Source organism: Candidatus Endomicrobiellum agilis (assembly GCF_020328115.1).
Classification (GTDB): Bacteria; Elusimicrobiota; Endomicrobiia; order Endomicrobiales; family Endomicrobiaceae; genus Endomicrobiellum; species Endomicrobiellum agilis.
Window position 1 is genome coordinate 36742 of record NZ_JAIXMW010000003.1, and the last position, 21171, is coordinate 57912.

The 21171-nt window shown below is 46.7% G+C and carries 1 protein-coding gene and 1 CRISPR repeat array (1 of these 2 only partly in view); the gene reads right to left on the reverse strand.

What is annotated here, in order from left to right; translation table 11 throughout:
• Positions 1 to 20682: a CRISPR direct-repeat array (repeat unit 32 nt; unit sequence ATTTCAATTCACGCGCCTACACAAGGCGCGAC); it begins 20693 nt to the left of the window's first position.
• 192 nt (positions 20683 to 20874) lie between these two features.
• A complete protein-coding gene (gene cas2 / locus LE179_RS02545; RefSeq protein WP_374128802.1) occupies positions 20875 to 21165 on the reverse strand; it encodes a CRISPR-associated endonuclease Cas2 in 291 nt (96 codons plus the stop codon).
• Between the last annotated feature and the right edge of the window lie 6 nt (positions 21166 to 21171).

Genomic DNA, 21171 nt, shown 5'->3' on the forward strand with positions numbered 1-21171 from the left:
CGACCGTATAGTCCTGATATGCCCAACATGTTCGCTTTAATTTCAATTCACGCGCCTACACAAGGCGCGACCAGATTGTTTTTTGATAAGTAACAAGGCTTCACGAATTTCAATTCACGCGCCTACACAAGGCGCGACCTGTAGTTTTACTAGGCACAGCGTTGCCTATAAGCATTTCAATTCACGCGCCTACACAAGGCGCGACTAACAGTTTTAGTTTTTTAAAAGGTGATGGCAAGATTTCAATTCACGCGCCTACACAAGGCGCGACTAAGGCTTGCGACTATTATCCTCTCATCTTCCGAATTTCAATTCACGCGCCTACACAAGGCGCGACAACAACGATAATAATGCCTTAGATTTTTTTGGCATTTCAATTCACGCGCCTACACAAGGCGCGACCTAAGGTGTTACAGTACTGCGAAACAGCACAAAGCATTTCAATTCACGCGCCTACACAAGGCGCGACAACACGCACATGCGTGCGCGCACGTGCGTACGTATTTCAATTCACGCGCCTACACAAGGCGCGACCAATCTGCTAAATCCCGATATGGTGTTATCTCTGATTTCAATTCACGCGCCTACACAAGGCGCGACTTTGTGGTATAATGGTTTTAGTAAATAAAAAAAAAGATTTCAATTCACGCGCCTACACAAGGCGCGACCGTATAGTCCTGATATGCCCAACATGTTCGCTTTAATTTCAATTCACGCGCCTACACAAGGCGCGACTCATCACAAGAGCCTATATTATAAGTAGTCGCAAATTTCAATTCACGCGCCTACACAAGGCGCGACTGTAACACGCAGGCACGCGCGCGCACGCACGTACATTTCAATTCACGCGCCTACACAAGGCGCGACAATGCTGGAAGAGAATGTAAATGCATGGGCATGGATTTCAATTCACGCGCCTACACAAGGCGCGACGTTCCTGCCTACTCGCATAGCGTAGGCAGGCAGCATTTCAATTCACGCGCCTACACAAGGCGCGACAGGGGGACAAAGATAGAAAGCAAAGCGCTGGCAAATTTCAATTCACGCGCCTACACAAGGCGCGACACGATGTTCTTCGAGCTAGCGTTATCTGCATAGGCATTTCAATTCACGCGCCTACACAAGGCGCGACGCTTATGTCTTTAGTGCCTTTTATTCTCATTCCCATTTCAATTCACGCGCCTACACAAGGCGCGACGCCTTAAAAGGTCTTCTTTCGCCTAACAAGGTCGATTTCAATTCACGCGCCTACACAAGGCGCGACTTTCACAGGAATAGGAACAGAAGGAAGAACAACAAATTTCAATTCACGCGCCTACACAAGGCGCGACTGTGTCCGTGAAAAGTCGGAAAAACCTTTTTCATATTTCAATTCACGCGCCTACACAAGGCGCGACTTGTCGGTTCTATGCCCAGCAAAAACCGCTTGTAAATTTCAATTCACGCGCCTACACAAGGCGCGACAACTAGGGCAGAATTGATAAACGCTCTCAAGGAAATTTCAATTCACGCGCCTACACAAGGCGCGACACGATTTATCTGAGGTATTTGATGATATAGTTGCAATTTCAATTCACGCGCCTACACAAGGCGCGACCAGCTCCCTTTTGCCCCCTTCACGGGGGCAAATAATTTCAATTCACGCGCCTACACAAGGCGCGACGCGAGAGAAGGAACTTGTATTCTTTTGATATTTGATTTCAATTCACGCGCCTACACAAGGCGCGACATTTAACTCCTACTCTGCCCATTGCGGTGGGCAATTTCAATTCACGCGCCTACACAAGGCGCGACTGGATAGATGATAATGTGGCAGACGACAGGATATGCATTTCAATTCACGCGCCTACACAAGGCGCGACTGCAATATGTTAAAGTAAAGTGTTAAGGATTTGCATTTCAATTCACGCGCCTACACAAGGCGCGACATGGCTTAGTAATAGCAGCAGGCAGGCTTAAAGCCATTTCAATTCACGCGCCTACACAAGGCGCGACTTTGAGGGCAAAAAACTATTAAACACAAGCGAGATTTCAATTCACGCGCCTACACAAGGCGCGACGATAAAAAGAAAAACGAGCCTGCAGGATATTGGCAGATTTCAATTCACGCGCCTACACAAGGCGCGACCAGGCAAGAATGGCGCAGGTGCAGTCCGACGCGCAATTTCAATTCACGCGCCTACACAAGGCGCGACATGGGAAGATTTCCGAAAGTAAACTGACAAATGCTATTTCAATTCACGCGCCTACACAAGGCGCGACGTACCAGCAGATGGACAACTTTAAGAACCCTAACATTTCAATTCACGCGCCTACACAAGGCGCGACTAAAGGTCACAATCCTAAACCTACGCAACTCAGCATTTCAATTCACGCGCCTACACAAGGCGCGACTATCCCAACGCAGACGAGGAAGAACTGTGGCAGAGATTTCAATTCACGCGCCTACACAAGGCGCGACCCTTTAATATCAGCCTTAAACGTGCAACAAAAAAAATTTCAATTCACGCGCCTACACAAGGCGCGACTCGTCCTCGTTCCATTTCTCTTTGTTATCCTTAAATTTCAATTCACGCGCCTACACAAGGCGCGACCTAATATTGGTTTTGACGCTTTAGCAGCAGCCAATTTCAATTCACGCGCCTACACAAGGCGCGACCTCAACGAGGATTTCTTGGCGTTTAACGTACACAATTTCAATTCACGCGCCTACACAAGGCGCGACAAAACGAGCAGAAATACGCACAGGATATCGGTAAATTTCAATTCACGCGCCTACACAAGGCGCGACAGCATTAACCTACGCCGAAACAATGTTATTAAAGATTTCAATTCACGCGCCTACACAAGGCGCGACACTGTATATCTGCCGCAAAGCTGTGGTCGTTTTGATTTCAATTCACGCGCCTACACAAGGCGCGACAACCACTCTTCGTCGCTCTCGGGAACAGCTTCAATTTCAATTCACGCGCCTACACAAGGCGCGACCCGTTAACTAACGGGTTGTTGGTAACAATAAACTATTTCAATTCACGCGCCTACACAAGGCGCGACGCGGAGCAAGCACAGTCCTTGTGCCGTTAGCGGATTTCAATTCACGCGCCTACACAAGGCGCGACTTCGCTGAGCAAAACATCTAACGTGCCGTCAGGATTTCAATTCACGCGCCTACACAAGGCGCGACATTTTCTAGTATTTCAATTCTTTGTTTTTGCGCTATTTCAATTCACGCGCCTACACAAGGCGCGACTATGCCGGGATATAGCCCGATTTGTGAGTGAAAAAATTTCAATTCACGCGCCTACACAAGGCGCGACAGGAACAATCCACAAAATAGAAACAAAAACTTTTATTTCAATTCACGCGCCTACACAAGGCGCGACTGCCGTCGCAGGACGCAGATAGCGCTGCACATTTATTTCAATTCACGCGCCTACACAAGGCGCGACGCAACAACCGCAGAATAGTACTCGTTCAACTTTATTTCAATTCACGCGCCTACACAAGGCGCGACAATTTCTCTATAACCAATGCATTTTATAAAAGAAATTTCAATTCACGCGCCTACACAAGGCGCGACTTTTGCGGTAATCTCTCGGGACTATGACCCAAGTATTTCAATTCACGCGCCTACACAAGGCGCGACACTTGCAATCTGCCGTCCTGCACCATAAACAAACATTTCAATTCACGCGCCTACACAAGGCGCGACTTAGATATAAGCCAGCAGAGATACAAAATGCAAAATTTCAATTCACGCGCCTACACAAGGCGCGACGACATGAGCGGGCTGCAGAGAAGCAGATTCCAAATTTCAATTCACGCGCCTACACAAGGCGCGACTGTGCTTCTTCGGTCACAGGTATATCTCTTGGGTATTTCAATTCACGCGCCTACACAAGGCGCGACATAATCCGCAATCCTCGTCATAAAATTGCCTATTATTTCAATTCACGCGCCTACACAAGGCGCGACTTACAAGAATTCTGTTAACCCTTACTTTAAATTAATTTCAATTCACGCGCCTACACAAGGCGCGACCAGAATGGACGCTGAAATGGACAACTTTGTTAATATTTCAATTCACGCGCCTACACAAGGCGCGACCCTGCGGAATATCCCGTCGTCGCCAAATCCGCCGATTTCAATTCACGCGCCTACACAAGGCGCGACGTATCACGCAATAGGAAACAACGGCTCTGCAGGCATTTCAATTCACGCGCCTACACAAGGCGCGACAAGAAGTAGTGAAGGACGTTAAACATGCCAAATAATTTCAATTCACGCGCCTACACAAGGCGCGACCAAATACGCCAAATACTGTATCCCCAAGCGATGTATTTCAATTCACGCGCCTACACAAGGCGCGACGACTGCCCGCTGTTAAACGTTTGGTTTATCCACTATTTCAATTCACGCGCCTACACAAGGCGCGACCAATACCAACACCAAGTCCTTTTACCATAGAGCATTTCAATTCACGCGCCTACACAAGGCGCGACCTTTGTTTACAGCGTTCTTTTACCAACATCGTAGATTTCAATTCACGCGCCTACACAAGGCGCGACAATCAGCGAAACTCATACCTGCTCCTCCGGTGTCATTTCAATTCACGCGCCTACACAAGGCGCGACCAGCCATGTTCAGTAAAATACCTTTGAAAATGGGATTTCAATTCACGCGCCTACACAAGGCGCGACTTTGAAAAATATAATAATCCTGCGTCTGTTATGTCATTTCAATTCACGCGCCTACACAAGGCGCGACGCCATCAGGCGAAGCAACCTGTACGTAATTAATGATTTCAATTCACGCGCCTACACAAGGCGCGACTTCATATCAACAGCATATTCTTCTGCTTCATCACATTTCAATTCACGCGCCTACACAAGGCGCGACGGTTTAACAGCAGCGTGATGTTGGAAAAAGGAAAAATTTCAATTCACGCGCCTACACAAGGCGCGACTCGAACACTTTTTTGTAATCCGCCACAATTTTGGATTTCAATTCACGCGCCTACACAAGGCGCGACTAACACGGGAACTATGAACGACTTAGATATGATTAATTTCAATTCACGCGCCTACACAAGGCGCGACCTCCAAATTTTCCTCAATCTCTTTTACTTTATTTAAATTTCAATTCACGCGCCTACACAAGGCGCGACCCTCGCGATTAAAGTTTTAAGGTCGTACATATCAGATTTCAATTCACGCGCCTACACAAGGCGCGACATGATATCCAATGTGTGCATAAACACGCACCAAAATTTCAATTCACGCGCCTACACAAGGCGCGACTTTCATTCTTAGAAGAAATGGGCATGTATAGATACATTTCAATTCACGCGCCTACACAAGGCGCGACATTTATTTTATACCATGTCAAGCGCTTACCACATTATTTCAATTCACGCGCCTACACAAGGCGCGACGATGGCTTAAACTAAAATGTTTAGAAACGAAAACATTTCAATTCACGCGCCTACACAAGGCGCGACATTATTCACCCCCTACGTTATGCACATCACGCCATTTCAATTCACGCGCCTACACAAGGCGCGACACGCAAAAATCATTGCCAAACATATGGCAGATTTGATTTCAATTCACGCGCCTACACAAGGCGCGACCTGTCATAGGCTTGGCTTATGACGACCAATATTTTATTTCAATTCACGCGCCTACACAAGGCGCGACAAGTAAAAAAAAGTTTTTAGTACGTCGGCTGACCATTTCAATTCACGCGCCTACACAAGGCGCGACATAAAAAGGGGGATAAATGCTGCCAGAAAAAAAAATTTCAATTCACGCGCCTACACAAGGCGCGACGTTGCCCGCTGATGTGGCAAGTTTGAGGTTGTTTATTTCAATTCACGCGCCTACACAAGGCGCGACTAAAGGCTATCAAAAGGCAAAAGATGTTTTGCCAATTTCAATTCACGCGCCTACACAAGGCGCGACATTTAAGTAGATTGTATGCCGACAAAAAAACGCAAATTTCAATTCACGCGCCTACACAAGGCGCGACGGTTGAGAAAGATGAGTTAGATAATTGTTACAGAATTTCAATTCACGCGCCTACACAAGGCGCGACTATTATAATTCGCTGGGAACAGACAAGGAAAGCCTATTTCAATTCACGCGCCTACACAAGGCGCGACGCTCCCTTTTGCCCCCTTCACGGGGGCAAATAGAGATTTCAATTCACGCGCCTACACAAGGCGCGACGATAAACGGCAATTCCGAAGGCATGTATAATCTTATTTCAATTCACGCGCCTACACAAGGCGCGACGGGCAAAAGTGCTTTGGCGAGGGTACGGATATAAATATTTCAATTCACGCGCCTACACAAGGCGCGACAATTCCTGCTCACCCATATAATTTACAATAAACTATTTCAATTCACGCGCCTACACAAGGCGCGACTGGTGCCTTACGCCGATATCCTCAAAAGCGTCTGTATTTCAATTCACGCGCCTACACAAGGCGCGACCGGCACAAGGACTGTGCTTGCTCCGCCCGTTACAGATTTCAATTCACGCGCCTACACAAGGCGCGACTATTTTAAAAATGAAAACCGAAGAGGTGTATAACATTTCAATTCACGCGCCTACACAAGGCGCGACTTGTCAAGTACTTTTATACGCTTGTATAAAAGTACATTTCAATTCACGCGCCTACACAAGGCGCGACAAAAGGCGTAATTGTAAATTATGAAAGTAGAAAAATTTCAATTCACGCGCCTACACAAGGCGCGACTCGTCCCAACGCAGGGCTTGAAGATTTGTGTAAGATTTCAATTCACGCGCCTACACAAGGCGCGACGTGCAAATTTTATTCAGGATAGTGCTGTTTTGCAGATTTCAATTCACGCGCCTACACAAGGCGCGACGACTGAAGCATTGAATTTTATTGATAATTGTAAAATTTCAATTCACGCGCCTACACAAGGCGCGACCATTCTCAAACTCCAATTATTACTACGATTAATACATTTCAATTCACGCGCCTACACAAGGCGCGACCATCTTTGCCAAATCTTTTACCAATCCACACCCCATTTCAATTCACGCGCCTACACAAGGCGCGACACAATTTAGTTCGCTCCCCTCTTCGGTGTAAGCATTTCAATTCACGCGCCTACACAAGGCGCGACTTGGTCTCTTAGTATCGCAACTGTGCTAATACAAATTTCAATTCACGCGCCTACACAAGGCGCGACGGTTGACTTAGACGAATTGCAGCAAGCAAAAAAAATTTCAATTCACGCGCCTACACAAGGCGCGACGCCACCACAGGATTATTAAGCGATACCAAAGAAATTTCAATTCACGCGCCTACACAAGGCGCGACAACGTTTACTGTAGGCACCGAATATGACAAATTAATTTCAATTCACGCGCCTACACAAGGCGCGACAAGCCCGCAAAGCGTATCGGCTTGTATAAGAGCCATTTCAATTCACGCGCCTACACAAGGCGCGACGTGGTAGGTACAGACTGAGCATGTACGTAAAACTAGATTTCAATTCACGCGCCTACACAAGGCGCGACCGATACCTCGTGGAAATTGCAGAGGTGCCGAACAATTTCAATTCACGCGCCTACACAAGGCGCGACCTGCTATTATCGTCGGGCTGTGGGCTGGTAAAAATTTCAATTCACGCGCCTACACAAGGCGCGACATGATGTAGCTCAAAGTTATGCAGATTTATCTAAGATTTCAATTCACGCGCCTACACAAGGCGCGACAATTGGTTTGTTGTTGTTGTTAAATTTAATAAAGATTTCAATTCACGCGCCTACACAAGGCGCGACAATTGCGTGCATGCCTCTGCCTAAAATCTTATCAAATTTCAATTCACGCGCCTACACAAGGCGCGACGGTTAACGTAGGATATACCATGTTGCGCTTCCCCATTTCAATTCACGCGCCTACACAAGGCGCGACAAAAAAAAATAAAAAAAGCCGTTAGTTTGACAAATATTTCAATTCACGCGCCTACACAAGGCGCGACGAAGCTGTTCAAAATAGGGAGTTGTTTTTAAATGATTTCAATTCACGCGCCTACACAAGGCGCGACCTACTTACGGCAATTATCATAAGCTTGCAGGTTAATTTCAATTCACGCGCCTACACAAGGCGCGACTCCTTAGCGTCAGTCAACTCAAAACCATCTTCAAATTTCAATTCACGCGCCTACACAAGGCGCGACTTTTGTTTGGTGATGATGTTTTGCATTTGGATAAAATTTCAATTCACGCGCCTACACAAGGCGCGACCGCAAACCTAAGTGAAGAAGCTGTTCAAAATAGGATTTCAATTCACGCGCCTACACAAGGCGCGACTTTATACACAGGTAATCCCAATGAACGTATTCAAATTTCAATTCACGCGCCTACACAAGGCGCGACTACTGCGTGCCCTGAACACCATTAGGCGGACGTTATTTCAATTCACGCGCCTACACAAGGCGCGACAGCCAAAACAATGATAAAAAAACACAGTTGTACAATTTCAATTCACGCGCCTACACAAGGCGCGACTTGGGTGATGTATGCGTTGCTACAAGTCAAAACAATTTCAATTCACGCGCCTACACAAGGCGCGACAAATCGTCCATTTTTGGCACTCTCAAGTTCAGGCATTTCAATTCACGCGCCTACACAAGGCGCGACTAGTGCGCAAATGCGGTATAAATGGTTACAGCAACATTTCAATTCACGCGCCTACACAAGGCGCGACTCGTAGTAGGATAAGGTGTGGGCGAAGGACTAACATTTCAATTCACGCGCCTACACAAGGCGCGACCCTGTTGATAGCATGTGCGAGGCACAACGCTCATATTTCAATTCACGCGCCTACACAAGGCGCGACGTAACCGAACTTTAAACTCATCTTTCTCTCGTGCATTTCAATTCACGCGCCTACACAAGGCGCGACCTCGTAAACTTGGTAGGATAGCAGTACGAGGTAAAATTTCAATTCACGCGCCTACACAAGGCGCGACGCGTTCAGAGATGACCTCGATTATTGGCATATGGATTTCAATTCACGCGCCTACACAAGGCGCGACTTAAAGCCGCTGATATGTATCTGGATAAGAAGATTATTTCAATTCACGCGCCTACACAAGGCGCGACGGTCGCCTACGCAAGAAGATGAAGAAGGTTTTTGATTTCAATTCACGCGCCTACACAAGGCGCGACTAGCTATTTGCAAGCTCGTTCCGCAAACAATCAAATTTCAATTCACGCGCCTACACAAGGCGCGACAGCAGGCTCGTGAGGTTCATAATTATCTTATTGGTATTTCAATTCACGCGCCTACACAAGGCGCGACATAAGTAAGCGTAACAAAATAAGCAAATTCAGACATTTCAATTCACGCGCCTACACAAGGCGCGACAATGAAAATTATCTCTAAGCAAGCAACAGAAGCGATTTCAATTCACGCGCCTACACAAGGCGCGACGTACAGTGCCGGGCAAAAGTTTACCTATAATAATTATTTCAATTCACGCGCCTACACAAGGCGCGACCATTCATTTCTGTTTCAACATCTAACAGATACCTCATTTCAATTCACGCGCCTACACAAGGCGCGACCCGCCTGAGATAAAACTTCATTAACAACCTTCTATTTCAATTCACGCGCCTACACAAGGCGCGACGTTCGATTAGGTGTAGGTGTAGGCGTAGGCACGGGATTTCAATTCACGCGCCTACACAAGGCGCGACTTCTTTCTGCTGTCTCTCTATTGCAGCCTGCCTTATTTCAATTCACGCGCCTACACAAGGCGCGACCCCTCTGCTGTCTGTGCGTTCAAAAGGTGCTATAAATTTCAATTCACGCGCCTACACAAGGCGCGACGCTCCCGCATTCACTGAAGCCGATACCGGTGCCAATTTCAATTCACGCGCCTACACAAGGCGCGACCTCCCGCGGACATAACAGGGTATTGGATTAACATATTTCAATTCACGCGCCTACACAAGGCGCGACGCGAATATACCAGAGGCGGAACAAACACCACAGATTTCAATTCACGCGCCTACACAAGGCGCGACCTCGGCGATTACCAGTGGCTCACGTTTATAAAAAAATTTCAATTCACGCGCCTACACAAGGCGCGACTAGTAAGATGGTTATACTTCTGAGCCGCATAAACATTTCAATTCACGCGCCTACACAAGGCGCGACACAATCATTCTGAAGTGAACTTGCAGGCAGAAATGATTTCAATTCACGCGCCTACACAAGGCGCGACAATAATGTGTTTATTGGCGGGGTGTTCGAAGAAATTTCAATTCACGCGCCTACACAAGGCGCGACCTTACCAAAGGCTCAATTACAATCGCTCCGTCCTATTTCAATTCACGCGCCTACACAAGGCGCGACGCTTAAATCAAAGTAATGTATCCTACCGCCATACGATTTCAATTCACGCGCCTACACAAGGCGCGACCTGTGGAGTAGACAAGTTGGCAAGCGAAGCGGTGCATTTCAATTCACGCGCCTACACAAGGCGCGACTCGGCGTCCTGCGATTGGTGCTAATGTTATTGATATTTCAATTCACGCGCCTACACAAGGCGCGACTGCAAAAAAAGATTTAAACATTGTACACTCCCATTTCAATTCACGCGCCTACACAAGGCGCGACACTGTCAGCCCAAGTCCCGCAGGTCTTGGGCTTATTTCAATTCACGCGCCTACACAAGGCGCGACCGTGTCACAAATATACCCGCCATGTTCCTTGTCCATTTCAATTCACGCGCCTACACAAGGCGCGACTTGTACCGCTGTGGCACCTCAGCGCGTCATCGGAATTTCAATTCACGCGCCTACACAAGGCGCGACCATAAAGGAGACAAAATGAATTTAATAATACACAATTTCAATTCACGCGCCTACACAAGGCGCGACAATCACTATCCTGTAAGTTACGGCAAACCTCTCAATTTCAATTCACGCGCCTACACAAGGCGCGACCTGGATCATCTGTCGCTTGCTTTGTATGTCGAGGAATTTCAATTCACGCGCCTACACAAGGCGCGACTTTCTTTGCACTGTCAATCACATTACTGCATATTATTTCAATTCACGCGCCTACACAAGGCGCGACAAAAGAATAATTAAGATTCATTACATTTTTAAAATTTCAATTCACGCGCCTACACAAGGCGCGACGAGAAGCAAAGGATGCCGTGGCGTCCAACATACAATTTCAATTCACGCGCCTACACAAGGCGCGACAGGAACAGATTCGCCCGTACCGTCAGTAAAATAACATTTCAATTCACGCGCCTACACAAGGCGCGACTTGCAGCTGCTATACCAACGCTCGGCTCTGTGGTATTTCAATTCACGCGCCTACACAAGGCGCGACTCACCTTTTGCTGTTATTGACGATAATTATCAAAATTTCAATTCACGCGCCTACACAAGGCGCGACCTGAGTACTACATGAAGAAGCTCTACTCGGATGAAATTTCAATTCACGCGCCTACACAAGGCGCGACTTGAATTATGATTTTGTTGCCGCTAATCCTACTACATTTCAATTCACGCGCCTACACAAGGCGCGACATAGCCACCAGCTCATAGTGGGAGTAGATGATGAATTTCAATTCACGCGCCTACACAAGGCGCGACGCGAATATACCAGAGGCGGAACAAACACCACAGATTTCAATTCACGCGCCTACACAAGGCGCGACGATTTTAAAAGTACATTACTTTATTGGCACATGGATTTCAATTCACGCGCCTACACAAGGCGCGACTTTGATTAAACAATTCGCCTTTCAACTCTTTCTGTATTTCAATTCACGCGCCTACACAAGGCGCGACTTTGTTGCGTTTGACTCCATTGGTTGGGGTTGTCCATTTCAATTCACGCGCCTACACAAGGCGCGACAAATTTTTTATTTTGTGTTGCTTTTACTTCGTTAATTTCAATTCACGCGCCTACACAAGGCGCGACATTTTGTGCAAGTGCTTTATCAATCTGTTTTTTAATTTCAATTCACGCGCCTACACAAGGCGCGACATTATCTTTATCATGCACCTGTTTATCCTACTCTCATTTCAATTCACGCGCCTACACAAGGCGCGACGACCTAAACTACCATACTCACCACAATACATATAGGATTTCAATTCACGCGCCTACACAAGGCGCGACTTATTCTTTTCATCTGTTGGTAAACTCCTCAATTATTTCAATTCACGCGCCTACACAAGGCGCGACTATCCGGTAAATGTTTGGAATGTAAAAGAAGGCAAATTTCAATTCACGCGCCTACACAAGGCGCGACAAACAGCTCAGTATTAACCTTAAACGTATCGCCGGATTTCAATTCACGCGCCTACACAAGGCGCGACCTTTCCACACCAGTCGGTTAGGCACGAAAAAATAATATTTCAATTCACGCGCCTACACAAGGCGCGACGTTAGCGTGTTGCGGGGTGTAAGATGGACAAATTATTTCAATTCACGCGCCTACACAAGGCGCGACCAAGCGAGCTAGAAGATTTAAATATTAACATGCAAATTTCAATTCACGCGCCTACACAAGGCGCGACAAAACAAAGTGTCTTCGTCCACTTCGTAATATCATTTCAATTCACGCGCCTACACAAGGCGCGACAGTTAAGCCCTCAGGCGTAAGCACACTGCAGGAACATTTCAATTCACGCGCCTACACAAGGCGCGACCCTGCAGTCTCCGTTTTTGCTTCTTCAACAACAGATTTCAATTCACGCGCCTACACAAGGCGCGACGCAATCTCGTCTTGCAACTCGCTCACACTGGTTTATTTCAATTCACGCGCCTACACAAGGCGCGACTACACAACGGGTTTTTAACGGTGTGCGCGTGTACATTTCAATTCACGCGCCTACACAAGGCGCGACTCGTTGTTATCTTCCTGCAACTTTGCGGCTTTGTCATTTCAATTCACGCGCCTACACAAGGCGCGACCTGGCAAAAGCGTGTGCGATGGCTGACGTAGGAAATTTCAATTCACGCGCCTACACAAGGCGCGACCGTTGTTATCTTCCTGCAACTTTGCGGCTTTGTCATTTCAATTCACGCGCCTACACAAGGCGCGACCAGTGTTTTGTATAAGTGTACGAATAGTATCAAATTTCAATTCACGCGCCTACACAAGGCGCGACACTGCCTGCTGTTTTTGCAGGGTTCTTGCTTCCATTTCAATTCACGCGCCTACACAAGGCGCGACCCTGCTCTATTGGCGACGTTAATTTTGGATATCGATTTCAATTCACGCGCCTACACAAGGCGCGACACTTACGCTTGAGATGTTTGAGGAGTATTTTAAAATTTCAATTCACGCGCCTACACAAGGCGCGACATAGTAAGATGGTTATACTTCTGAGCCGCATAAACATTTCAATTCACGCGCCTACACAAGGCGCGACCCCTTGCCTCAAACTGCCCGCTTATACGCATGCTATTTCAATTCACGCGCCTACACAAGGCGCGACCTCAAACTATAGTTGCCCTCAGGTATGCAATCGCATTTCAATTCACGCGCCTACACAAGGCGCGACTTTAAAACGGCACTTCAGTTCCTTCAGGTATCTCAATTTCAATTCACGCGCCTACACAAGGCGCGACTACGGCTGCTCTTCGTATCCTTCTATTAAATCTGATTTCAATTCACGCGCCTACACAAGGCGCGACGTAAGAAGATTAAGGGTATTTATCCTGATATAGGATTTCAATTCACGCGCCTACACAAGGCGCGACCTGTGGTCGCTGTATCTATAATCAGGCGGTAAAGATTTCAATTCACGCGCCTACACAAGGCGCGACTAACATAATGCAGTTTCTGCGGTAGCACTTCAGTATTTCAATTCACGCGCCTACACAAGGCGCGACTTGCTCTTTCGTATATGCCTGTTCACACTGATACATTTCAATTCACGCGCCTACACAAGGCGCGACAACAACAGGAGCGTTGTTATCTTGCTCATCTGGAATTTCAATTCACGCGCCTACACAAGGCGCGACAGGCAGTGTACGACTATGTTAAAAGTCTCGAAGAATTTCAATTCACGCGCCTACACAAGGCGCGACAATAATGTGTTTATTGGCGGGGTGTTCGAAGAAATTTCAATTCACGCGCCTACACAAGGCGCGACATGTCGGGCGTTGCTTCCTCTTCATCGTTTGGCAATTTCAATTCACGCGCCTACACAAGGCGCGACGTTGTAATTAAAGAAGTATTGCAACAAAACAATGCATTTCAATTCACGCGCCTACACAAGGCGCGACTAGTGGATAAGCAGGAAGGAATTATACATGAGCAATTTCAATTCACGCGCCTACACAAGGCGCGACCTTAGCCTGTCTAGCTCCAAAATGGAATACGTCTATTTCAATTCACGCGCCTACACAAGGCGCGACGGACTACTCCGCTAACTGAATGATGAAATAAATAATTTCAATTCACGCGCCTACACAAGGCGCGACATAAGAAGGCTAAACCACTGCCCGAAACTGATAGATTTCAATTCACGCGCCTACACAAGGCGCGACGTGTTTTGTTTAGCTATCTTAGATAGCATGATTTATTTCAATTCACGCGCCTACACAAGGCGCGACGTAGGTAAATCCGCCAATCGTATCTTTAGCGTCATTTCAATTCACGCGCCTACACAAGGCGCGACTGCCATTACAATGCCATTTATACGCACAATATTATTTCAATTCACGCGCCTACACAAGGCGCGACGTGTTGTATTCAACTGTCCGAAACCTTTATCGCCAAATTTCAATTCACGCGCCTACACAAGGCGCGACTAGTCATTATCCAACAATCAGATAATGGCTAATTATTTCAATTCACGCGCCTACACAAGGCGCGACCTGATAAAAATCGTTGATAATTGTTGCTACGGGTATATTTCAATTCACGCGCCTACACAAGGCGCGACTCGTCCTCGCTCCCGCTTGTAACTACCTCATTACGATTTCAATTCACGCGCCTACACAAGGCGCGACTTGCCTTTAATTATTTTACTGTCATAACACATCAGATTTCAATTCACGCGCCTACACAAGGCGCGACACGAAGGTGATGACGCTGAAGGATATAGGCAATTAATTTCAATTCACGCGCCTACACAAGGCGCGACAAGATATCGCAAAGAAAGTAGAAGCAGGCGTAAAATTTCAATTCACGCGCCTACACAAGGCGCGACCGGGCTGATAATGTACTTCCTGATATCCTGAGGAATTTCAATTCACGCGCCTACACAAGGCGCGACTATGGCTTCCATTCTTTTGGCGTATTCTCTTCTTACATTTCAATTCACGCGCCTACACAAGGCGCGACTTTTGGTGGTTTGCCCTCATATCCTTTACTATTTTTATTTCAATTCACGCGCCTACACAAGGCGCGACAACTGCTGTTAAGTTAGACAGCTGATTTTAATCAAAATTTCAATTCACGCGCCTACACAAGGCGCGACCATGTGTCCTGTCCGCTTTCCAATATAGGGAATAATTTCAATTCACGCGCCTACACAAGGCGCGACAAAAGTTTTATAGATAATATAGGATGATACTAAAATTTCAATTCACGCGCCTACACAAGGCGCGACACACTTCTTCTTCGTCCCTAATAGGTTAATATGGATTTCAATTCACGCGCCTACACAAGGCGCGACTAATCAGCACCACGCAACCGCTTATAACCGAGCTATTTCAATTCACGCGCCTACACAAGGCGCGACTTGCGAATGGTAAGGGTTATGGTCAATTGAATACATTTCAATTCACGCGCCTACACAAGGCGCGACCTCGTGAATTGGACGGCTTTGAACTGAACGAAGATATTTCAATTCACGCGCCTACACAAGGCGCGACGATTAGTGAGGTCAAAATCATCTGTTAAATATGAGGATTTCAATTCACGCGCCTACACAAGGCGCGACACAGGCTAAGAAATTAGGACTTACTAACATAAAAGATTTCAATTCACGCGCCTACACAAGGCGCGACAGAAATGGAGCAGGCGAGCTTAGAACAAACATTATTTCAATTCACGCGCCTACACAAGGCGCGACCTACGGGTATGATATTCTTAACTGCTGCCATTGCATTTCAATTCACGCGCCTACACAAGGCGCGACGCAATTGCCAATAAAGAACTCTCTGAATACAACAATTTCAATTCACGCGCCTACACAAGGCGCGACCAGAGTTGCATTGCAAACAATGCCTATTTGCGTGCATTTCAATTCACGCGCCTACACAAGGCGCGACGAAATGTAGATGTTGCGTGTTTCCTTTAATAGCTATTTCAATTCACGCGCCTACACAAGGCGCGACGCTTTTCGCTCATATAACTGTTTTGAAATAAAAGATTTCAATTCACGCGCCTACACAAGGCGCGACTCGTTCAGTGGTTAGGGTGGTGTGCGGAAATGAATTTCAATTCACGCGCCTACACAAGGCGCGACTAAAAGAACGCCCGCAGGAACTGCCAAAAAACGAATTTCAATTCACGCGCCTACACAAGGCGCGACTCAGAGATGTTTATTATCGACGGCATTTGCCGCAATTTCAATTCACGCGCCTACACAAGGCGCGACGTTGACAGTCCTGCGGAGCAGGCGGTAAAAGGAAATTTCAATTCACGCGCCTACACAAGGCGCGACTACATACTGTTTTTGCCTTATAGTGTGCATCAGAATTTCAATTCACGCGCCTACACAAGGCGCGACGAAAAAAAAGTAATAACGCTAGGAACAGAAAAAATTTCAATTCACGCGCCTACACAAGGCGCGACTGCATCCTGGTGGGTTTTAACACTATTGTGGGAGATTTCAATTCACGCGCCTACACAAGGCGCGACTTGGCCGTAGGCTTTTATGTTATGTGGGAGGTACATTTCAATTCACGCGCCTACACAAGGCGCGACGAAGAGGTGTTAATTAATGAGCCTTTGAGCGGTTGATTTCAATTCACGCGCCTACACAAGGCGCGACATCGGCAATTGTGGTAGCTGTTTGTGCGGATTTATTTCAATTCACGCGCCTACACAAGGCGCGACATCGTTTTCACGAAGTGCGTTAAGTTGTTCGTATTATTTCAATTCACGCGCCTACACAAGGCGCGACAATATTTAAATTCTGGAATTCGGCTTGCTTAACTTATTTCAATTCACGCGCCTACACAAGGCGCGACTGTGTCAAATTGGCCTGTGTGGTAGCTTTTCTTGCATTTCAATTCACGCGCCTACACAAGGCGCGACCCTACACAAGGCGCGACGCGTACATACTGCAGGGCTATTTCAATTCACGCGCCTACACAAGGCGCGACTTGTAACACGCACATGCGTGCGCGCACGTGCGTACATTTCAATTCACGCGCCTACACAAGGCGCGACTATGATATTATTCAGTGATGAACCTATCGCAAAAAATTTCAATTCACGCGCCTACACAAGGCGCGACGTCAATTCGCTTGACCGATGAAGGACGACTACACATTTCAATTCACGCGCCTACACAAGGCGCGACGCGTACAAAGAAAAAATTGAAGGGCAAAGCAAAAATTTCAATTCACGCGCCTACACAAGGCGCGACGGTCTTTAAATCTATTTTTTATATCTTTGTCTAACATTTCAATTCACGCGCCTACACAAGGCGCGACTGGTACTACAAAGCAACGGCTTTAACCACTCCTATTTCAATTCACGCGCCTACACAAGGCGCGACAGTCACTGGGGGGGCGACGAGACGGAACCCCCCCATTTCAATTCACGCGCCTACACAAGGCGCGACATTGGCAGATACCCGCTCAGCCTACGCCTAACGGATTTCAATTCACGCGCCTACACAAGGCGCGACCCGCAGGTTGTGCAAAGAAGCCTATTGAAGGACAATTTCAATTCACGCGCCTACACAAGGCGCGACATACAACATAAAGCCGCCAAAGCCGTTGCCAAAGATTTCAATTCACGCGCCTACACAAGGCGCGACTTATGCAGATGATGATGGGCGACTATTTTGCGCCTATTTCAATTCACGCGCCTACACAAGGCGCGACCATTTGTATTTGTCTTACGTGTCTGCGGCTTTGCAATTTCAATTCACGCGCCTACACAAGGCGCGACCTGTTTATAATTATGTTAACATAGCGTTTGAAGTATTTCAATTCACGCGCCTACACAAGGCGCGACTGAAGGTCAGATGTCGTAAATGTATCCCTTGTAAATTTCAATTCACGCGCCTACACAAGGCGCGACTGACCCTGACAGCTTTGCTACCGGTCATTATTATATTTCAATTCACGCGCCTACACAAGGCGCGACCACAAACCGCCATCAATAGCAACCAACTCTCTAATTTCAATTCACGCGCCTACACAAGGCGCGACTTACTCCGTCTGTATCCTCGAGAATAAACCCGCTCATTTCAATTCACGCGCCTACACAAGGCGCGACTTGATTGCATGGGGTTATTAGCCACGAACTCGAAATTTCAATTCACGCGCCTACACAAGGCGCGACATGCGTTAGCAAACGGATTAACAGGCATTGCAGGGATTTCAATTCACGCGCCTACACAAGGCGCGACCTGCAAAATTGCGTCCATCAAATTATCCTTTTTGTATTTCAATTCACGCGCCTACACAAGGCGCGACTATCGTCAGGCACGTAAACCATACCACCGCTTTCATTTCAATTCACGCGCCTACACAAGGCGCGACTATTTGTCAACATCTATCTCGCTTAAGCAATTTCAATTTCAATTCACGCGCCTACACAAGGCGCGACCGTACACTTTGCAGGTGTCGCATGTTTTGAAAAAATTTCAATTCACGCGCCTACACAAGGCGCGACCAGTTCCTGCCTACTCGCACAGCGTAGGCAGGCAATTTCAATTCACGCGCCTACACAAGGCGCGACAAATGTTTGTAAATAGCAACAAAATAAAACTTAGGATTTCAATTCACGCGCCTACACAAGGCGCGACTTACAGTATAGGTCTCTCTCGTAAAACAACAATGATTTCAATTCACGCGCCTACACAAGGCGCGACTAATTTGGGCAATCAATATCGCATTTATTTTTTTATTTCAATTCACGCGCCTACACAAGGCGCGACTTTCGTGACCGAAGAAACCAATTTCATTGAAATGATTTCAATTCACGCGCCTACACAAGGCGCGACAATCCGCTAACAATTAACGTCGGATTTAAGAAAAAAATTTCAATTCACGCGCCTACACAAGGCGCGACGGCGCCTTTAATACCATGCCCTCCTCATCAACAAATTTCAATTCACGCGCCTACACAAGGCGCGACTGAGTGGCACACTTTTAGAAGGCCTGCGCCGAAGATTTCAATTCACGCGCCTACACAAGGCGCGACAGTATACGTAAGCATTGCCCATGCCGTTGCAATAATTTCAATTCACGCGCCTACACAAGGCGCGACCATTGCAAAACATTTAGCTGACTTAGATACTCAAATTTCAATTCACGCGCCTACACAAGGCGCGACGTTGATGGCAGGTACATTCGCGCAGGTTTTTCCTTATTTCAATTCACGCGCCTACACAAGGCGCGACTTGTTGAAAAGTAGAGTTGCCGTCGGAGCAGATACCGTATTTCAATTCACGCGCCTACACAAGGCGCGACAGGAGCAATTGCGATACCTACGAATGTATTGCTACTATTTCAATTCACGCGCCTACACAAGGCGCGACCAACACAATCCGCATACAGTAAAATAAAACTTAGATTTCAATTCACGCGCCTACACAAGGCGCGACTTGGTACTACAAAGCAACGGCTTTAACCACTCCCATTTCAATTCACGCGCCTACACAAGGCGCGACAAGTGGCTTAACGTTAACAGTTGTTAAGCCACCTATTTCAATTCACGCGCCTACACAAGGCGCGACATTTTGTGCTTGGTGCGTGCGATGATAGTTGTCCTATTTCAATTCACGCGCCTACACAAGGCGCGACGGGCGTAGTATGCAGGTTGCTCCTCGCTATTATAATTTCAATTCACGCGCCTACACAAGGCGCGACGTTATCCTGTCCGCAGGACAGGCAGGTCGTCCCGATTTCAATTCACGCGCCTACACAAGGCGCGACGCTGTCTAAAACTGTACTGCCCGCCGCAAGCACAATTTCAATTCACGCGCCTACACAAGGCGCGACGCATACCCAAACGTAATAGTGTAATCGTCGCCGTATTTCAATTCACGCGCCTACACAAGGCGCGACCCTTCGTGCAAAGGTTGCTAATGAAATTAGAAAAAATTTCAATTCACGCGCCTACACAAGGCGCGACCAGGGAAAAAGTCATACTAATTAAGTGGGCAAATTTCAATTCACGCGCCTACACAAGGCGCGACGTGGGAAATGCTTCATGGTGGCGAAAAAAACAGGATTTCAATTCACGCGCCTACACAAGGCGCGACTATTTTAAGTCCTTCTGAGTCAATTCACCTTTAAATTTCAATTCACGCGCCTACACAAGGCGCGACCAGAAGCAGCTGCATTAATATACAATTCTTGATTATTTCAATTCACGCGCCTACACAAGGCGCGACTGCGATATCTGCTCATACACGCTCCACGTGTGTGATTTCAATTCACGCGCCTACACAAGGCGCGACAGTACGACAAAAACTAATTATGAATTCAATATATTTTTTATAAATTTTGCGAACTATCTATTTTCGCCGTAATATTATTAACACATTCTTAATTCTCATTCATTTTTCAATGTGCGATACTAATGAATAATCCTCGATCACATATAATTCGCATTATTAAAATTTATCAAAAAAATATATAACCCACTATTGCTATATTATCAACGTTCCATGTAAATCAATAGGTTCCTTACAGCCATAATGCTCTATTTTCCTTTTCCAATTTGAACCAAGCATATAAAACCTTATACTGTCTCTTTTTAAGTCTGCAATACTCAATAATTTATCCTTTAAAAAAACCCACTGACTAGGATCGACTTCACATTCAAAAACCGAAAATTGAACCCTTTGTCCATAGTCCAAACATACTTTAGAAACCCTTCTTAAACGTCTTTGCCCTCCTACATCGACAGTACTTATGTCATAGCTTATCAAAACTAACATAATTTA